The organism is Arthrobacter sp. Z1-9 (assembly GCF_054792695.1).
The window spans coordinates 1,148,668-1,165,471 of record NZ_CP096456.1; the positions used below are offsets into that span (position 1 = coordinate 1,148,668).

General features: G+C 65.8%; 17 protein-coding genes and 1 pseudogene. 11 read left to right on the top strand and 7 right to left on the bottom strand.

Going from position 1 to position 16,804, the window contains the following annotated elements; all coding sequences use genetic code 11:
- Positions 1–36: 36 nt before the first annotated feature.
- Positions 37–1,737 (bottom strand): RecQ family ATP-dependent DNA helicase, encoded by a 1,701-nt coding sequence (locus M1D93_RS05340; protein WP_461174117.1) that lies wholly within the window; start codon positions 1,735–1,737, stop codon positions 37–39.
- Between the two features lie 256 nt (positions 1,738–1,993).
- Between M1D93_RS05340 and M1D93_RS05345 the strand changes: the two genes are divergently transcribed.
- The gene (locus M1D93_RS05345; protein ID WP_461174118.1) at positions 1,994–4,321 is read left to right on the top strand and encodes an FdhF/YdeP family oxidoreductase; all 2,328 of its coding nucleotides are present in this window, start codon (positions 1,994–1,996) and stop codon (positions 4,319–4,321) included.
- 17 nt (positions 4,322–4,338) lie between these two features.
- Here M1D93_RS05345 and M1D93_RS05350 read toward each other — a convergent pair whose 3' ends face one another.
- Positions 4,339–4,668 (bottom strand): DUF6457 domain-containing protein, encoded by a 330-nt coding sequence (locus M1D93_RS05350; RefSeq protein ID WP_461174119.1) that lies wholly within the window; start codon positions 4,666–4,668, stop codon positions 4,339–4,341.
- 318 nt (positions 4,669–4,986) lie between these two features.
- Here M1D93_RS05350 and fdhA point away from each other — a divergent pair, with 318 nt between their 5' ends.
- From fdhA to M1D93_RS05375, 5 genes are all read left to right on the top strand, one after another.
- Entirely contained in the window at positions 4,987–6,204 is a 1,218-nt protein-coding gene (gene fdhA, locus M1D93_RS05355) for a formaldehyde dehydrogenase, glutathione-independent (RefSeq protein ID WP_461174120.1), read from the top strand.
- 112 nt (positions 6,205–6,316) lie between these two features.
- Complete coding sequence (locus tag M1D93_RS05360; protein WP_461174121.1) at positions 6,317–6,667, top strand: GNAT family N-acetyltransferase; 351 nt, start codon at positions 6,317–6,319, stop codon at positions 6,665–6,667.
- Positions 6,668–6,782: 115 nt separating this feature from the next.
- Positions 6,783–7,706, top strand: coding sequence for a serine hydrolase (locus M1D93_RS05365; protein WP_461174122.1), 924 nt, complete (start codon positions 6,783–6,785; stop codon positions 7,704–7,706).
- 46 nt (positions 7,707–7,752) lie between these two features.
- Complete coding sequence (locus M1D93_RS05370; RefSeq protein WP_461174123.1) at positions 7,753–9,114, top strand: MFS transporter; 1,362 nt, start codon at positions 7,753–7,755, stop codon at positions 9,112–9,114.
- Between the two features lie 55 nt (positions 9,115–9,169).
- Positions 9,170–9,385, top strand: coding sequence for a hypothetical protein (locus M1D93_RS05375; protein ID WP_461174124.1), 216 nt, complete (start codon positions 9,170–9,172; stop codon positions 9,383–9,385).
- A gap of 127 nt (positions 9,386–9,512) precedes the next feature.
- Here M1D93_RS05375 and M1D93_RS05380 read toward each other — a convergent pair whose 3' ends face one another.
- Together M1D93_RS05380 and M1D93_RS05385 are read right to left on the bottom strand one after the other, a co-directional pair.
- Complete coding sequence (locus M1D93_RS05380) at positions 9,513–10,265, bottom strand: ArsR/SmtB family transcription factor (RefSeq protein WP_461174125.1); 753 nt, start codon at positions 10,263–10,265, stop codon at positions 9,513–9,515.
- A gap of 44 nt (positions 10,266–10,309) precedes the next feature.
- A pseudogene (locus tag M1D93_RS05385) lies at positions 10,310–10,882 on the bottom strand (mechanosensitive ion channel family protein); the annotation flags it as partial.
- Between the two features lie 56 nt (positions 10,883–10,938).
- Between M1D93_RS05385 and M1D93_RS05390 the strand changes: the two are divergent.
- Positions 10,939–11,940, top strand: a complete 1,002-nt coding sequence (locus M1D93_RS05390; protein WP_461174126.1) for a phosphotransferase — start codon at positions 10,939–10,941, stop codon at positions 11,938–11,940.
- A 95-nt stretch (positions 11,941–12,035) separates the two neighbouring features.
- The gene (locus tag M1D93_RS05395) at positions 12,036–12,968 is read left to right on the top strand and encodes a 2-hydroxyacid dehydrogenase (RefSeq protein WP_461174127.1); all 933 of its coding nucleotides are present in this window, start codon (positions 12,036–12,038) and stop codon (positions 12,966–12,968) included.
- A gap of 84 nt (positions 12,969–13,052) precedes the next feature.
- On the opposite strand, the gene M1D93_RS05400 is transcribed toward M1D93_RS05395, so the two are convergent.
- The 3 genes from M1D93_RS05400 to M1D93_RS05410 form a co-directional block, all read right to left on the bottom strand.
- Positions 13,053–14,312, bottom strand: a complete 1,260-nt coding sequence (locus tag M1D93_RS05400; RefSeq protein ID WP_461174128.1) for an MFS transporter — start codon at positions 14,310–14,312, stop codon at positions 13,053–13,055.
- The gene (locus tag M1D93_RS05405; protein WP_461174129.1) at positions 14,309–14,770 is read right to left on the bottom strand and encodes a MarR family winged helix-turn-helix transcriptional regulator; all 462 of its coding nucleotides are present in this window, start codon (positions 14,768–14,770) and stop codon (positions 14,309–14,311) included. The genes M1D93_RS05400 and M1D93_RS05405 overlap by 4 nt, the downstream gene beginning before the upstream one ends.
- Before the next feature lie 185 nt (positions 14,771–14,955).
- Positions 14,956–15,351: a DUF1801 domain-containing protein gene (locus tag M1D93_RS05410; protein WP_461174130.1), complete on the bottom strand. Its 396-nt coding sequence runs from the start codon at positions 15,349–15,351 to the stop codon at positions 14,956–14,958.
- A gap of 120 nt (positions 15,352–15,471) precedes the next feature.
- On the opposite strand from M1D93_RS05410, the gene M1D93_RS05415 reads away from it, so the two are divergent.
- From M1D93_RS05415 to M1D93_RS05425, 3 genes are all read left to right on the top strand, one after another.
- Positions 15,472–15,678, top strand: coding sequence for a hypothetical protein (locus M1D93_RS05415; protein ID WP_461174131.1), 207 nt, complete (start codon positions 15,472–15,474; stop codon positions 15,676–15,678).
- Between the two features lie 96 nt (positions 15,679–15,774).
- The gene (locus M1D93_RS05420; RefSeq protein WP_461174132.1) at positions 15,775–16,146 is read left to right on the top strand and encodes a VOC family protein; all 372 of its coding nucleotides are present in this window, start codon (positions 15,775–15,777) and stop codon (positions 16,144–16,146) included.
- 60 nt (positions 16,147–16,206) lie between these two features.
- Positions 16,207–16,710: a mycothiol transferase gene (locus M1D93_RS05425; protein WP_461174133.1), complete on the top strand. Its 504-nt coding sequence runs from the start codon at positions 16,207–16,209 to the stop codon at positions 16,708–16,710.
- The last annotated feature ends 94 nt before the right edge of the window (positions 16,711–16,804 follow it).

Sequence of the window (16,804 nt, forward strand, 5' to 3'; positions counted from 1 at the left end):
GTCAGTGTCCTTCCAGCCTACCTAAGCCGGCAGCACCTAAGCAGGCTTCAGGAGTTCGTGCTCCACGACGGCGGTACGGGACAGCGTCTTGTACCCTTCCTGCTCGAACAGGACGGTAATAACGTCGTCCTCGTGCCGCATCACCAGCCCCGGACCCCACTCTTTATGGACCACAGACGACTGGAGCGGGAACGGGTCCCCGGCACCCGAGGTGGCCTGGTCCGCGGACCCCGGCCCGCCGTCGTGCCCTCCTGCACCCAGACCCGGCGCGTCCGCGCGGCTGGCGGCATCAGCGCAGGCGTCGCAGTTGCCGCACGGCTCCGGCAGGTCCTCGCCGAAGTAGCCCAGCAGGAACTGCCGGCGGCAGCTGTCCGTCTCGGCGTAGGCGCGCATCATGGTCAGCCGCGACTGATCCACGCGCTGCCGGGCCTCGGCCATGTCGACGGCCCGTTCCACCAGCGAAGGCAGTTTGGCTTTGGAGGTGAGGCGGATGCCGCGCTTGCCGGTGGTCACGGCCCTCGCCTCCTCCAGCTGGTTCACGATTCCAGTGACACGGCGGGCGGGGAACCCCGTGAGCTCCGCCAGGGAGGTTTTCGGAGCGGGTGCGCCTGCGGTTTTGAGGACCTTCAGCACGGCCAGCAGCGAGTCCGGATCGGGGGAGTGAGTGCCGAAGAATTTACGCAGGCCCAGGTCCTCGGCACGGTAGTGCAGTACTGCGGAAGCGGGGTCGCCGTCACGGCCGGCCCTTCCGATTTCCTGGTAGTACGCGTCCAAGGACTCCGGGATGTCGGCGTGGACCACGAACCGCACGTTGGCTTTGTCGATGCCCATGCCGAAGGCCGTTGTGGCAACCACCACGTCCAGCTGGTCGTCCAGGAACTGCTCGTGGATGCGCTCGCGGTCCCCTGCGGACCGGCCGGCGTGGTACGCCTCCGCCCGGAGCCCTTCCCTTTCGAGCTTGGCGGCGTACTTCTCTGTGTCCTTGCGGGTGGCGGCGTACAGCAGCCCCTGTCCGTCATCCCGGGCCAGCGCCGCAACCTGTTCCAGCACGGCCTTGCGCTTGCCCCTGTCCTCTTGGTGGCGGACCACATCCAGGGAGATATTGGGCCGATCGAAGCCGTGGACCAGGACCAGCGGGTCCTGCATGCCCAGCCGTTCCGCGATCTCGTCCCGCACGGGCGGCGAGGCAGTGGCGGTCAGGGCAGCCACGGGCGGGTTGCCCAGCCGTTCACGGACGTTGCCAAGGTTGAGGTAGTCCGGCCGGAAGTCGTGGCCCCAGGAGGAGACGCAGTGTGCTTCGTCCACCACGAACACGGAGATGTCCAGCTTGGCGATGCGGTCCACCGTTTCCTGCTTGGCCAGCTGCTCGGGCGCGAGGAACAGGAAAGTAGCCTCGCCCGCCTCAGCCGCCTGCCAGGCGGCCTCCACCTCGCCGTCGCTGCGGGCGGAATTGACGGCGACGGCGGCCCCTTCGCCCAGCTCGTCGGCCAGCCCGTCCAGCTGGTCCTCCTGCAGGGCAATGAGCGGGGAAACCACGACGGCGGGTCGTCCCGTTGCGTTGTGAAGGTGCCGGGCGGCCACTTGGTAGATGGCCGATTTGCCGTAGCCGGTGGGCATCACGGCCAGGACATCGCGGCCTTCAACGAGGGCACGGATTCCGTCCAGCTGGCCGTCGCGCAGGTGGGGCAGGGAAAAGGAGGACGCCGCAAGGGCGCTGAGGGCAAGATCGTCGGACATAGGGAGCGGCTCCGCACAGTGGGTCCTGCGGCCGCTTGCATCAGCCGAGGTATCAAGCCTAGCGCGGGCCGGGACCCGTCGTCGTCCTTGTCCATTTGCCATGTGGACAACCGGACACTCCTGTCGCGTCAGGTTGTGCACATACGGGGTGCCGCATCCTTGACTTCCCAGCCACCCTGAACAACTGTGGAAGGAACTGGTCCGCCCGCGTGTGCCGTGGCTTGTGGGGACCAGGAACAGCTGAGGAGTGTGCAGCGTGACGCGGAAGAACCCGAAGGTCGAAGAGGCGGACGAGTCCGAACTGGAGGTGACCGGCCACCCCAAAACCTGGGCCGCCGGAGTGCCTGGTGTCTACTACTCGATGCAGCCTGCGTTGAAACACATGGGTGTGGACAGGACGCGGAAAACCCTGCTGGCGCTGAACCAGAAGGACGGCTTTGACTGCATGAGCTGCGCGTGGCCGGATCCGGGCCACCGCAAGACGTTTGAATTCTGCGAGAACGGGGCCAAGGCTGTGACCTGGGAGGCCACCCCCGTGGTCATCGGCCGCGAATTCTGGGACGAGCACCCTGTCAGCGAGCTGCGGCACCGGTCCGAGTACTGGCTGGGCATGCAGGGCCGCCTGACCGAACCCGTGTACAAGAAGGCGGGGGAAGACCATTACCGGCCGGTCAGCTGGGATCAGGCATTCAGCATCATCGCGGACAAGCTGAAGTCCCTCCCGGACCCCAACCAGGCCGCGTTCTACACCAGCGGCAGGACGTCCAACGAGGCTGCCTTCCTCTACCAGCTGTTCATCCGCGCCTACGGCACCAACAACCTGCCGGACTGCTCCAACATGTGCCACGAGTCCTCCGGGTGGGGCATGGGGCAGACCATCATCGTGGGCAAGGCCACGGTCTCCTATAACGACTTCGCCAAGGCGGATCTGATCATCATCATGGGCCAGAACCCGGGCACCAACCATCCGCGGATGCTCACCGCCCTGGAGGAAGCCAAAGAGGCCGGAGCCCGCATTGTCGCCGTGAATCCGCTGCCGGAGGCCGGCCTGATGCGGTACAAGAACCCGCAGAAGGTGAAGGGCATTATTGGGCACGGCACGGATCTGGCGGACCAGTTCCTGCAGGTGCGGATTGGCGGTGATATGGCGCTGCTGCAGGCCGTCTCGAAGCGTGTCCTCGAGGCCGAGGCCGCGAACCCCGGGACCGTGCTGGACCATGAGTTCCTGGCGGAGCACTGCGACGGGCTGGAGGAACTCAAGGCTCACCTCTCCCGGCTGGACGAGTCCGCCGTCCTTGAGGCTACCGGGCTGCGCACCGAGGAGATCGACGAGCTTGCGGCCCGCTACCTCGCCGCGGACAAGGTGATCATCACCTGGGCCATGGGCATCACGCAGCAGAAGAAGGGCGTCGCCACCATCAAGGAGATGATCAACCTCCTGCTGCTCCGGGGCAACATCGGCAAGCCGGGTGCCGGCGCCTCGCCCATCCGCGGGCACAGCAACGTGCAGGGCGACAGGACCATGGGCATTTGGGAACAGATGCCGCCGGCCTTCCTGGACGCGCTGGGGCGGGAGTTCGATTTTGAACCGCCGCGTGACCACGGGCTGGACGCCGTCCAAACGGTCCGGGCAATGCGCGACGGCGGCATCAAGGCTTTTATCGCCCTCGGCGGCAATTTCGTGGGAGCCATTTCGGACACGCATGCAGCTGAAGCAGCGATGGAAAAGACGGAGCTGTCGGTCCAGATCTCCACCAAGCTCAACCACTCGCATGGCGTGACCGGGGCCGAGGCGCTGATACTGCCCACGCTGGGCCGGACCGAGATCGACCGGCAGGAATCCGGACCGCAGTTCGTTTCGGTGGAGGACACCGTCTGTGCGGTGCACGCCTCACACGGCACCGTTGAGCCGGTGGCGCCGGGGCTGCTGTCCGAGGTAGCAATCGTCTGCCGGCTTGCCGCGGCCACGCTGGGGGACCGGACGTCGGCCGACTGGGCCGGCTTCGAAAAGGACTACGACCTGATCCGGGATCACATTTCCCACGTTGTGGTGGGCTGCGAGGACTACAACCGGAAGGTCCGGCAGGATGGCGGGTTCGTCCTGCCCAACGGACCCCGCGACTCCCGCACGTTCAACACACCAACTGGAAAGGCCATCCTCACGGTCAACGAACTGGAGCACGTGGAACGCCCCGCGGGGACCCTCATCCTGCAGACCATGCGCTCGCACGACCAGTTCAACACCACCATTTACGGGCACAACGACAGGTACCGCGGCATTAAGAAGGGCCGCGAAGTGGTCTTCGTGAACCCCGCGGACCTCACCGAGCTGGGCCTTGAGGACGGGCAGCACGTGGACATCCACGGCGTGTATTCGGACGGTGTGGACCGGGTGCTGCGGAACTACCGGGTGGTCTCCTACCCGTCGGCCCGGGGATGCGCCGCGGCGTACTATCCGGAAGCCAACGTCCTGGTGCCGCTGGAAAGCGTGGCCGAGGGCAGCCAGACGCCCGCCTCCAAGGCCGTGATTGTCCGGCTGGAGCCCGCTCCGGTACTGGAAGAGGAGCCGACGGCGGCGGGATAGCTACTGCGCCGTGTCGACTACTGCGCTGTGTCGGCCCAACCCTTGCTGGCCGGGCCGCCGTCGTGCCCGTCCTCGCACAGCCCGAAAGCAACGCTGGCAGCCCTCGCTACCGCTGCGCTTGATGCCTCCCGCGTCCCGGCGCTGCCGGTGCCGGCTTCCAGCCCGGCGGCATAGCCCACCAGGAAGGTGGTGACCGGTGCGGCCGGGTGGATAATCGAGTCTGCCGACCTGCGGGCCAGGTCAAGGAGCAACTCGTTGTCCACGTCCAGATCCAGGATCTGGAGCGCCTGCGCGAGCCGGTTGCTCCACTGGTCCAGTACCCGTGCTTCTTCGTCACTGACTGCCATGGTTCGCTCCTGTCGTACGTATCCGGTCAACTGCTGGCTGCCTTCCGGTGCCGACACTACAAGGCTTCACAACAGAAGTCATGAGGTCCCTAAAACCCCTAATCGGAAACAGGGTAGATATCCCTCCCCGCTGGCTCTGGAACTGCCCTCCAGCCCCGCCTAGACTGGCCGAACCTCAGGCCGGGAGCGTCGGCACGGGATCACCTGGCACCAAAGAAGGCGCCAGGTTGACCAGACCGGGCCCTTGCCTGCAGGGGTACTACACCTACCCAAAATTACGGCTGCCCCACCGGGCCGGCCTCACTTCAGGAGAAAAAGATGACAGGGAACAGAGCCGTTGCCTACAAAGCGCCAGGCAAGGTTGAACTTATTGACATCGACTATCCCAGCTTCGAACTGAAAGACGGGCCCGGCGTTAACCCGGCAAACGTGGGACGGGCCGTCAACCACGGGGTGATCCTCAAGACCGTGGCCACCAATATCTGCGGCTCCGACCAGCACATGGTGCGCGGACGCACCACCGCACCGCCCAACCTGGTGCTGGGCCACGAAATCACCGGCGAAGTGGTGGAAGTGGGCCGGGACGTCGAGTTCGTCAAAGTCGGAGACCTCTGTTCGGTGCCCTTCAACATTGCCTGTGGGCGCTGCCGGAACTGCAAGGAACGCAAGACCGGCATCTGCCTGAACGTGAACCCGGACCGCCCGGGCAGCGCCTACGGATATGTGGACATGGGCGGCTGGGTGGGCGGCCAGGCCAACTATGTGCTGGTGCCGTACGCCGACTGGAACCTGCTGAAGTTCCCGGACAAGGACCGGGCGATGGAGAAAATCCTGGACCTCGCCATGCTTTCGGACATCTTTCCCACCGGGTACCACGGCGCGGTCAGCGCCGGGGTTGGGGTCGGTTCGACCGTTTATGTGGCGGGAGCGGGTCCGGTGGGCCTCGCCGCGGCGACGAGCGCACAGTTGCTGGGCGCCGCCGTCGTGATTGTTGGTGACCTTAACGAGGACCGGCTGGCGCAGGCCCGAAGCTTTGGCTGCGAAACGGTGGACCTCACCAAGGGTGGCCCGGCGGAGCAGATCGAACAGATTCTCGGGGTGCCGGAAGTGGACTGCGGCGTGGACGCTGTCGGCTTCGAGGCCCGGGGGCACGGGCATGGAAAGGACGCAGAGGAGGCGCCGGCCACGGTGCTGAACTCGCTGATGGACATCACCGCGGCGGGCGGCGCCCTGGGCATCCCAGGCCTCTACGTCACCGGTGACCCGGGTGGGATTGACGAGGCCGCCAAGAAGGGCGCGCTGAGCCTCAGCCTGGGCACCGGTTGGGCCAAGTCGCTGAGCTTCACCACGGGCCAGTGCCCGGTGATGAAGTACAACCGGCAACTGATGATGGCCATCCTGCACGACAGGGTGAGCATCGCCAAGAACGTCAACGCCAAGCCCATCACGCTGGAAGAGGCGCCGCAGGGTTATGCGGAATTCGATGCCGGTGCAGCCACGAAGTACGTCCTCAACCCGAACGGCTATCTGAACTAGGGCGTAACGGCGGACGGTGGTCCAGCCGGGAAAGTCGATGCGGAAATAAGGGCTGCCCGGCCCGGGTTAGGCTTTGCACGGGCAGCAACGTCACCGCATTGAAGGAGTTCCCTTGAGCCAGATCACCGTCCGCCACAACCCCGACCGCCAGCGCTTCGAGATCCTTGACGCCGGCAACGTGATCGGCAAGGCGGCTTACAAGGATTACGACGGCGGCGCCTCACCCCAGCGCATTTTTTACCACACCGTGATCAACGAGGAATACGGTGGCCAGGGCCTGGCGAACCAGCTCGCCACGGCTGCCCTGGACGAAACGGTGAACGCCGGGCTGGGAATTGTTCCGGTGTGCCCCTACATCAAAAAGTTCCTTACCAAGCACCCTGAATACAACGACAAGACGGTCCGGACCGCCCGGGCCCACCTGGAATTCCTGGACACAGCACTCTCGGCCCGCACCCGCTGACGGACCGGGACGTTCAGGCAGCTCCCAAACTCGTGTGCTTTAATCAGCATCCTTAGCATCGGTGTGCGCTGGGCACCCGATGTGATTTCATGATCGTCCGAGTTGCAGGAGTTCTATGTCGGCGGACCCAGCGCTGCGCCCGGCGGGGCGTCACTTCAGCGCGTCCCGGAAAGGGCAAAGACTTCTGCCGCTGGCGCTGCTGTTCGCTGCCGTTGCGATCGTCATCGGGGCCACCCTTGCTTTCGCAGCCGTCCGGTCGGGGCCGCTGGCAGGCGCAGCCGGCCCCGTCCCCGCAGCTGTCCCGGAAGCCCCCGTGGCTGTCGCGCCGGATTCCCTCGAGGAGCGCATCAACTCTGTCCTCGAGGAGAACCGCGACTACAGGATCGGGGTGGTCTTGGCGGACGTTGCCGGCGATGCCGCGCTGACTTTCGGGGACCAGGAGGCCTTCACTGCCGCCAGCACAGCGAAGATCATCACGGCGGCCGCGTATTACCGCCTGGTGGAAAACGGTGAGGCCGCGTTGGATGATCCGATCGGGGACTACGACGCGGCGTTCCAGCTCGAAGCCATGGTGAACGACAGCAACAACGACTCGTGGCTGCTGCTGATGGACGCGGTGGGCTATCCGCAGCTGACTGAATACGCGGCCTCCATCGGCGTCGCCTACGATCCGGAGGAGAATCTCCTGACGCCTGTGGAAATGGCCCTGGTCCTCAAGCGGCTTTACGCTGGGGACCTCCTGAACACGGATAACACTGCCCAGTTGCTCGGCTACATGCAGGACACCAACAACGAGGAACTGATCCCCGCCGGTTCCCAGGACGGCGTCGAGGTGTTCCACAAGTACGGGGAATTTGGCGGCGAACTTCACGATGCCGCGGTCCTGACATACCGCGGCTCCTCGTTCGTGCTGGTGATCTATACCGAAAATCCCGAGGGCAGTGAAGAGCCCGGACAGGCTGATGCCATCCGCGAACTCACCAGCCTTGTGGAAGAATCACTGTTCCCGCCCGTGCAGGCCGGCAGCCGGGCACGGTAGCCCATCAAAGTCGCGAGCAGCTGCCCGCGTGCACCAGACTGTTTCCGTGAGCAACAAACCCCGGACTGCCCTGGCCGTCGCCGGCCTCAGCCTGGGCACGGCACTGAACCCCCTCAACTCCTCGATGATCGCCGTCGCCCTGGTGGTGCTCCGCGCCGATTTCGGGCTCGACGTCGCTGCCGTCACCTGGGTGGTCACCTCCTTCTACCTCGCCTCGGCGGCCGGACAGCCGGTGATGGGCAGGCTGGCCGACAGGTTCGGACCCCGGCGGATGTTCATGCTGGGGATGGCACTGGTGGCCGTCACCTGCGCGCTTGCGCCGCTCGCACCGAACTTCGCCCTGCTCTGTGTGGCCCGGGCGGTGATGGCGCTGGGCACTGCCACCGCTTATCCCAGCGCAGTGGTGATGGTGGGAGCCGTTGCGCACCGGGCCAAAGTGGATTCCGCTCGGCCGCTGGGCCGGCTTCAGATGGCCAACACCTCGGCCGCGGCCGTGGGGCCGGTGGTGGGCGGCCTCCTGGTGGGCTTTGTGGGCTGGGAAGCGCTGTTCCTGATCAACGTACCGCTCGCGCTGGCGGCGCTGCTGATCGTCCGCCAGGCGGCGCCGCCGGATGAAGCCCGGGAACAGGGCACTGCTGCCGAGCTCCTTAGGGACTCGGACCTTCCCGGAATCCTCGGATTCGTCGCCGCCCTGCTGCTGGTGATGATGGCGGCGCTCAACGTGGCGCCCGGTTACCGCTGGTGGATGCTGGCCGCCGGAACTGCTGTCGGCGCGCTGTTCGCCTGGCGTGAGCTGCGTTTCAACCGGCCCTTCCTGGACCTGCGGCTGCTGGGACGCAACCGGCCGCTGATGCTGGTGTACCTGGGCTTCGCGGTGTTCAGCAGCGTCTACTACTTTGTGTTCTTCGGCCTACCCCAGCTGCTGCAGGAAGCGGGCGGCTACGATCCCGGCTTCGTAGGCCTGCTGATGCTGCCGCTGGCCACCATGTCCGTCGTCGCTACGCCGTGGGCAGTCAAGGCCATGGGAAGGTTCGGCGTGCGGCGGGTGCTGATTGCCGGCGTCGTGCTTTTGACCGCGGTGGCCGCGCTCATGTGGCTGCTGACCGGCACCCTCGTGATCCCGTTGGTAGTGGTGCTGACAGCCCTGATGGGCGTCCCCTACGGGACGGTGAGCATTGCCACGAACCAAGGCATGTTTGTCTCCACCCGCCCCCAGGAACGTGGTGTCGCAGCAGGCATCTACCAAACCTGCCGGTATGTTGGTGCCATCACCGCCACCGTGATGATCGGCGTTTTCGCGGCCGGCGGTGTGGACCAGGAAAGCTGGGCACGCATGGTGCTCGCCATGCTGGTCCTTTGCCTGGTGACGTTCGGTGTGTGCCTGCTGTGGCGGCAGCGGGCGGAGTAGGACCGGGCTCCGAAGGCCCGTGCGGACGAATATGCGCGAGGTTTATCGTGGAGCTATGGACAATCCAAAGGTGCAGCTGTACCTGGATATTGCAGCGAAGGGGCTGTGCATTCTCGGCGCCGCGCTGATGATCTTCGGCCGGGGCGGATGGTTCTACGTGGGCGTCGCCACCGTGGTCCTGGGTGTGCTGTTCATCGGGGGTTCGCTGGTGGCCACACGCAACCTGCGGCGCAGGGGATGGGACGGCACCAACCGGCCACCGGCCGGATAGCGCGCCCACCCCTCAAGCCCGCGCCGCAAGCCCGCGCCGCAGAGCAACACGCTCTGTTTTTCGACGGCGGGACGGGGCGCCCAGCCGTCTCCCGCCGTCGTCGGTTCCTCAGCTGGGCAGCACCGGTTTAGGTGTACATCAGCGAGCCGGGCGTGGTGAGTTTCTCTCCGGTTTCCAGCCAGGTCTTCAGGCCGGACAGGATCATGGGCCAGCCGCCGTAGAGCTGGTCGTTGGCGCCCTCACGGAGGTCGCTGTGGGTGACCGTAAGGCGGCAGGAATCGCCCACCGGCTCGATGTCCCAGGTGACCTTGGAGGTTCCCTCGGCCTTGACGTCCTCACCCCAGAGGGCGCGCATGGTCTGGACCAGCCGGCGGGGCGGGTCCACCTCCAGGTTCTCTCCCTCGCCCAGCGGTGCGCCTGCTTTGACGTTGTTCATGGTGAAGCTGCCGCCCGGAGTCCAGTCCGATTCGATGGTGTTTCCGAACTGGTACTTGCTGCGGATCTCGCTGTCCGTGATGGCTTCCCAGAGCCGTTCCGGCGTGGTCTTGATGTAGATTTCGAAGATTTTTTCCATGGGACTTTCCAATCTGGATTTGAGGTCGCTGAGGCCAGCGGCCCATGGTTCTGCGTATTTACTCACCCAGCGGTCGTGGACGAGCCGGATGGGGACGGGGTTCAGGAAATGCAGCTTTTCACGCCCCCGACGGCGGATCACCACCAGCCCGGCTTCCTCCAGGATCCTGAGGTGCTTGGCAATCCCGAACCGGGTCATGTCGAACCGGCCCCCGAGAGCGCCGAGGCTTTGGCCGTCCTCGCGGAAGAGCTCGTCGAGCAGCTCCCGCCGCGTGGGGTCGGAGAGTGCCTTAAACACCTCATCCATAAAATCAATGATAGGTGACCATATGGTCACCTATCAAGGGCTTTTCAGTTTCTGGCTGCGAGGGTCTGGTCCCGGTCCTGGAAGACGTCCTCGCCCGGGCCGGTGAAGGCTCGCGAGCGCTGGATCGCCTCGATTGATCCGGTGAACAGCTGCGACTCCTGCGGGTCAGCCGGCGCGTGCCAGCCCTCGCGGCTCGAGGCTCCCAGCCCCCGCAGTGGCTGCTGGCGGCGGGAGGAGGTGCCGCCGTCGGACGCTGCCTCGGTCCAGCGCTGCCGGGGAAGTGCTTCCGGATGGCCCTGCTGCAGGAAGGTGACCATGGCCTCGCGGATGAGGCAGCGCAGGTCGAACAGCGCGGCGCTGTCCGCGGCGCTGACCAGGATCCGGACCCGGACAAATCCGCCGGTGGCATCGGTGATCTGGAGGATGCCCACGCGCTCATCCCACAGGTCCGTGCCGGCGAGGACGCTCCGCAGCTCGGTGCGCATGTCTTCCACGGGGGCGCGCCAGTCGAGGTCGAACTCCACGGTGCCCATCACTTCGGACTGGCGGCGGGTCCAGTTCTCGAAGGGCGTGGTGGTGAAGTAGGTGGAGGGCAGGATGAGGCGGCGGTCATCCCAGAAGGAGGGGTCGAAATTGACGGGGCTCCGGCGTGGTGCGTGCCAGGATGGTCCACATGCTGCCGTTGAGTCAGATCGCCGCGTTGCGGACCACCGTCGACGACGAGTGGCGGTCACCGGTGGCAGATGCGGCCGGCTGGCCTTGGGACATTCCCGCCGGCAGCTTGCGGTACTGGCGCTCCTCGGCCGCGCATGTGTTTGTTATTCCGCCCGGCCGCGACGTCCGTGGGGTGCTGTACGCGCGCTTCGCTCCGGCCGCGTCCACGGCAGGAGTGCGCTTGCAGCGGGGAGCGCAGCTTCATGCCCGGCTCGGCGATGCCGGCGCACCCGTTGCAGAATTGGTGCGGTCACGCGCGGGCCGGGCGGTGGAGCTGATCCCTACGCCGCTTGGGGAGATGGCTGGGTGCGTCGTGCGAAGGGTGGACGGCGAGGAGTTGGACGTGGAAGGGCTCGACGCCGCCGCTGCCGCCGCCTGGGGAGCCGCCTTGGCCGGTTTCCATCAGGCCGCGGGGCGGGTGAAACCTGAGGGCAGTCGGGAACAGGTGGACGTGTTTTCCCGCCTCGTTGCACAACCAGACCGGGACCTGCGGAACGCGGCGCAGGCCCTGAAGATGGTGCTTGAAAGCCGGGAGCCGGGGCCGCTCGTAATGGGGCATGGGGACTTTGAGCTCGACAACCTGAGATGGTCGCGAGGGGAGGCGACCTGCTTTGACCTCGACGAATGTGGTGTTATGCCCGCCGCCGCCGACGTAGCATCGGCGGTCCGGGACCTCCTCGGTAAAAGTCCGGGCACGCCCGAGCACCCCGGACTCCTTGAAGCGTTCCTGGCGGGCTATGAACAAAAATCCGGGCTGGCGATGGGTATGGGGGAGGTGCTGCTGCACCGTGCAGCGCTGGCAGCACAGCAAATCCTCGAGGCACCCGCAGTCCTGGACCTGGACGCAGCTGTGCTTGAATCCGCCGGCAACGGCTGGCTCAAGGAGCTGAACGGCAGCCTTGCGGCCCACTACGCAGATCAGCGGGACATCGTCCTGGCAACGGCCCGGACGCTGGCCTGAAGTGGGCTGGCGGGATGAGTCATCTAACTGCTCCTCCGCCGGACAGCCACTAGGATCACCTTTATGGATTCCTCACTCAAGCTCGTGGTGGCGGCATGAGCCCGCGGCTGCGGGTGTGCCTGCCCGACCAAAAGCTGCTGGATGCGCTGGAGCCAATGGACGGCGTCGACTTCGTTCTCTGGGACCTGACCGGCCCTGCTCCGGAAGGCCGGTTCGACCTGCTGGTCCCGGCGTATATGGGCAAGTCGACGGCGTTGGCCGCCCTGGAGGGCGTCGACGTTGGGCTGGTGCAGAGCCAGTCGATTGGGTACGACGGCGTCGCGGACGTTCTGCCCAAGGGTTGCGTTTTCGCCAACGCGGCGAGCGTCCATGAGACGTCGACGGCGGAGCTGGCCCTCGGGATGATGATCGCCAGCCAGCGCGGCATAACCGACTACGTGCGGAACCAGGCGAGCGGGACGTGGGACAACAGCCAGCGGCCCAGCCTGGCGGACCGGCGTGTGCTGCTGGTCGGATACGGGGGAGTGGGCAAGGCGATCGAGGCGCGGCTCCTGCCGTTCGAAACTTCGGTGACCCGGATGGCCAGCCGCGAACGCGAGGACTCCGCCGGGAAGATTTTCGGGATTGACGCGCTGTATGAGCAACTGCCGCTGCACGAGATTGTGGTGGTCAGCGTCCCCCTCAGCGAGCAGACGCAGCAGCTGGTGGACGCGAAGTTCCTTGCCGCGATGCCCGACGGCGCACTGCTGGTGAACGTGGCCCGTGGTCCGGTGGCTGACACGGATGCCTTGCTGGCGGAGACGTCGTCCGGCCGCCTGCGTGCCGCTTTGGACGTCACGGACCCTGAACCGCTGCCAGCCGACCATCCGCTGTGGAATACCCCCGGGGTGCTTATTACTCCGCACGTGGGCGGGGCCAGTTCGGCGATGTTCCCGCGGATGGTCCGGCTGATCAGGCAGCAGATTGGTCTGATGCTCGAAGGCAAGGAACCGGTGAACGTGGTGCTGGGCGCCTCGTCGGAAGGCTAGGCGGGGCAGAGAAGAGCTGACGACGGCGCTGCCTCCTTGCGCGGAGGCGCGTCTCGGGCGCGTGGCGCTACCAGGCGGGCCGGTTTAGACAGCCGGCTCGCGCCGCCTGCGGAACACGATCCGCAAATTGTCGCGGAAACTTAGCCGCTTCCGCCGGCTGACCACGATCACGGCGAACAGGGCGGTTACCAAAACGACGGCACCTCCGGCAGCCACGGACCAGCGTGCCCCGAACTCCGACCCGATCCAGCCCATGAGCGGCGCCCCCACGGCGGTTCCGCCCTGCAGGACCGCCAGGTACAGGGCCAGGACGCGCCCCCGGAACTGGGGCTCCACCGAGAGCTGGATGCTGGTGTTGCAGCTGTTCAGGAAGGTGATGGACGCCAGGCCAACGGGTATCAGTACAGCGGCATACAGCCAGAACGACGGCGACACGCTGCCAAGGAGCGTGAAGAACCCGAGCCCGAGCGCGCCGCCCAGCAGGTACCGCAGCCGCGGGCCGGCCCGGCGGGCCGCCAGCAGCGCTCCGGCCAGGGTGCCCACCGCCATGATGGAGCCGAGGAGCCCGAATTCGCTGGGGCCGACGCCGAACTCGGTGGTGGTCATCAGGGCGTTGATGATGGGAAAGTTCATGCCGAAAGCGCCGAGGATGCCCACCAGGACCATAATCAACACGAGGTCCGGCCTCTGGCGGACGTAGCGGATTCCTTCGGCCACCTGGTGCTTGCCGCGCCCTGCCTGGGCGGCCGGGGCAAGCTCCGAGGTGCGGATCAGGAACAGCGAGATGATGACGGCGGCGTAGCTGGCAGCGTTGAGCAGGAAGACAGGGCCGGTACCCGCCCAGGCGATCAGCACGCCGGCCACGGCGGGGCCGGTGAGCCGGGCGGTGTTGAACGATGCAGAGTTCAGTGCCACTGCGTTGGAGATGTTGTCCTGCCCCACAAGTTCGGAGACAAAGGACTGGCGGGCGGGGGCGTCGATGGCGCTGGCGATGCCGAGGCAGAGGGCGGCCAGGTAGGCGTGCCACAGTTGGGCGGTGCCGGTGACCACCAGCAGGCCCAGTGCCAGTCCGGTCATGCCCATGGCCACCTGCGTCCACAGCAGGATTACCCGTTTGCGGTAGCGGTCCGCCAGCACCCCGCCGTAGGGGCCAAGCAGCAGCATGGGAAGGAACTGCAGGGCGGTGGTGATGCCGACGGCGGCGCCGTCATGGTTGGTGAGGACGGTCAGGACCAGCCAGTCCTGGGCCACCCGCTGCATCCAGGTGCCCACGTTGGACACCAGCGCACCGCCGGCCCAGATCCGGTAGTTGCGGTTTTCCAGCGCCCGGAACATGGCACTCATTTGCCGCTCATTTCCTGCATGATGTGTGCGGCGCGGCTCAGGACCAGCCGGTCCTCTTCGCTCAATCCGGCCACGCGCTGGGCCAGCCATGCTGTCCGCTGGTTCCGTGCCTCCGCCAGGACGGCCCGGCCGGCGTCGGTGATGTCCACGTGGACCTGCCGCCCGTCGTCGGGATTAGCGGCCCTGGACACAAACCCTTGGTCGGCGAGGGCGTTGACGATCCGGGTCATGGACGGGGCCTGCACATGCTCCCGCTCGGCGAGGGTGCGGAGGGTCTGCGCCCCGTTGCCGTTCAATTGGGCCAGCACTGTGTATTGGCCCGGGGTGATGACGTCGCCCGTTGCCTCAACGCGGAGCCGGCGGGATGTGCGCATCACGGCCGTGCGGAGGTCTATGGCCAGGCTGTCGGGGCTGGCGGGGCCTGTAGTTTCGCTATTCTCAGTGTTGGTGGTGGTCACGCTCGCGTTGCGCCTCCTGAAGATGCTTAGCAATGCTAATTAGTCCTGCTAATAAGTATGCTGTCATGCCGAAAGAAGGGCAAGGCTTAGGAGATTGACTTCCGTCACCACACAGCACGAAGGGCGCTTTCCTTACGGACGAATAGCTTGCAGGCCATTTGGATAAGGCTGAAGCATGGATTTTGCTACTGCCCGGCCTTGATCTTCCGCCAGCCGCCTGCCCGGTTGTTGGCGATGATCGCACGGAACATCTCCACGAGGGCTTCCTCTTTGACGGTCCCGCCCTCGTAATACGAAATCATCCGGCCGGTCTTGTTGCCGTGGCCCGCGGTGATGATGTTGTGCGGGTCCGGGGTGATACCGCCGTCGTACAGGAACACGTTCACGTGGTCCTTCGCCGCGAGCAGCGCGCAGATGTTGCCCTGCAGGACGAAGTACGGCTGGACCGTGCGTTTGATGGTTTCCTCGACGGCGGGATCAGCGGCGTGCACCAGATCCCGCACCTGCCGGCAAATGTCCTGCTGCCAGGGCGGAAGCGCGGCGATGTACTGATCAACGCGGGGGTCCTTCTCGTAGCTCATCAGCGAACTCCTTCTTCAAGCCTTATGGTTCCTCGATCCGGCCGCGAGGGGAAGGGGCGATCCATGCTTCACAGGACGTCTTGGCCTGTTCCCGCACCATGGTGTGTGAGACCATCCGGTATGGGTGAAAACAACAAACCGGACGAGGCCGCTGTGCCTGTAACCGGGGTAAACGACCATGCGTGGGAGCGGGAGCACCGCCATCCCACCGCTGAACAGGCCCGGTCCATCGGCTACCGCCGAAGGGACGCAGAGGCTAAGTTGGACCAGCATCTGCGGGAGGCCCGCGACAAGTCCGACGAGGAAACCGGCGGCCAGCAGCCGTAGCCGGAGGCTGTGGCGGCAAGCCGGGTCGATCACCCGGGGCAGTCCTTCCAAGCGTCTGCCTTTCACCTGCCGGCTGGGGGCTGAAAGGGGTTCCAGATGCTCACGAACAGCAGGGCGTACAGCGGTCTCGCCGTCCGGGATCTTGGCGCGGCGCGGCAGTTCTACGCTGACACCCTCGGCCTGAAAACCACGGAGGAATACGGCCTGATGTGGCTGCACCTCGCCGGCGGCAGGGACACCCTCGTGTACGAACAGACCGATGCCGTCCCCGCGAGTTTCACTATCCTCAACTTTGAAGTAGACGACATCGAGGCGGTGGTCTCCGCTTTGGCCGCGCGGGGCGTGCGCTTCGAGCGGTATGACGGACTGTCCCAGGACGAAAAGGGCATTTTTCGTGATGAGGGCCCCTACATCGCCTGGTTCAAGGATCCCTCGGGAAATGTGCTGTCCGTCCTGCAGGAGAAGTAGTCTCGACAGCATCACCGCGAATCTGCCGTCCACGCCGGCCCGAACCTAAGAGGGGAGCCAATGAAATCCAACGAACTGCTGCTGGACTCCTTCAGCAGGATCAGGGAAACGGTCGAGGCCACGCTGGAACGGCTCGGCGACGACGCCCTGGTCAGGCGGCCGGGTGGCACGGGGAACTCGATCGCGTGGCTGATCTGGCACCTGGCCCGGGTGGAAGATGTGCAGGTGGCGGACGCAGGGGGACTGGAACAGGTGTGGACGGCGCAGGGCTTCGCGGGCCGCTTCGATCTGCCGCTCTCCCGGAACGACACCGGCTACGGCCATTCGAGCCACCAAGTGGACGCCGTACAGGCGCCGCCGGAGCTGCTCCTTGACTACTACGACGCTGTGCACCGGCAAACAGTGGAGTTTGTGCAGACCCTCGGCGATGAGGATTTGGACCGTGTCATCGACACCCGCTGGGACCCGCCGGTCACCCTCGGCGTCCGCCTAATTAGCACCATCGCGGACTGCCTGCAGCATGTGGGGCAGGCCGCGTACGCCAAGGGCTTGAAGCGGGCATAGGAAAGATTGAATTACCTATTTCCGTCCAGGGAATTCAGTTCCATAATGGCCACGTAGGCGTCGGGGACCCCTGCGGCGATGATTGCTGGGGGGC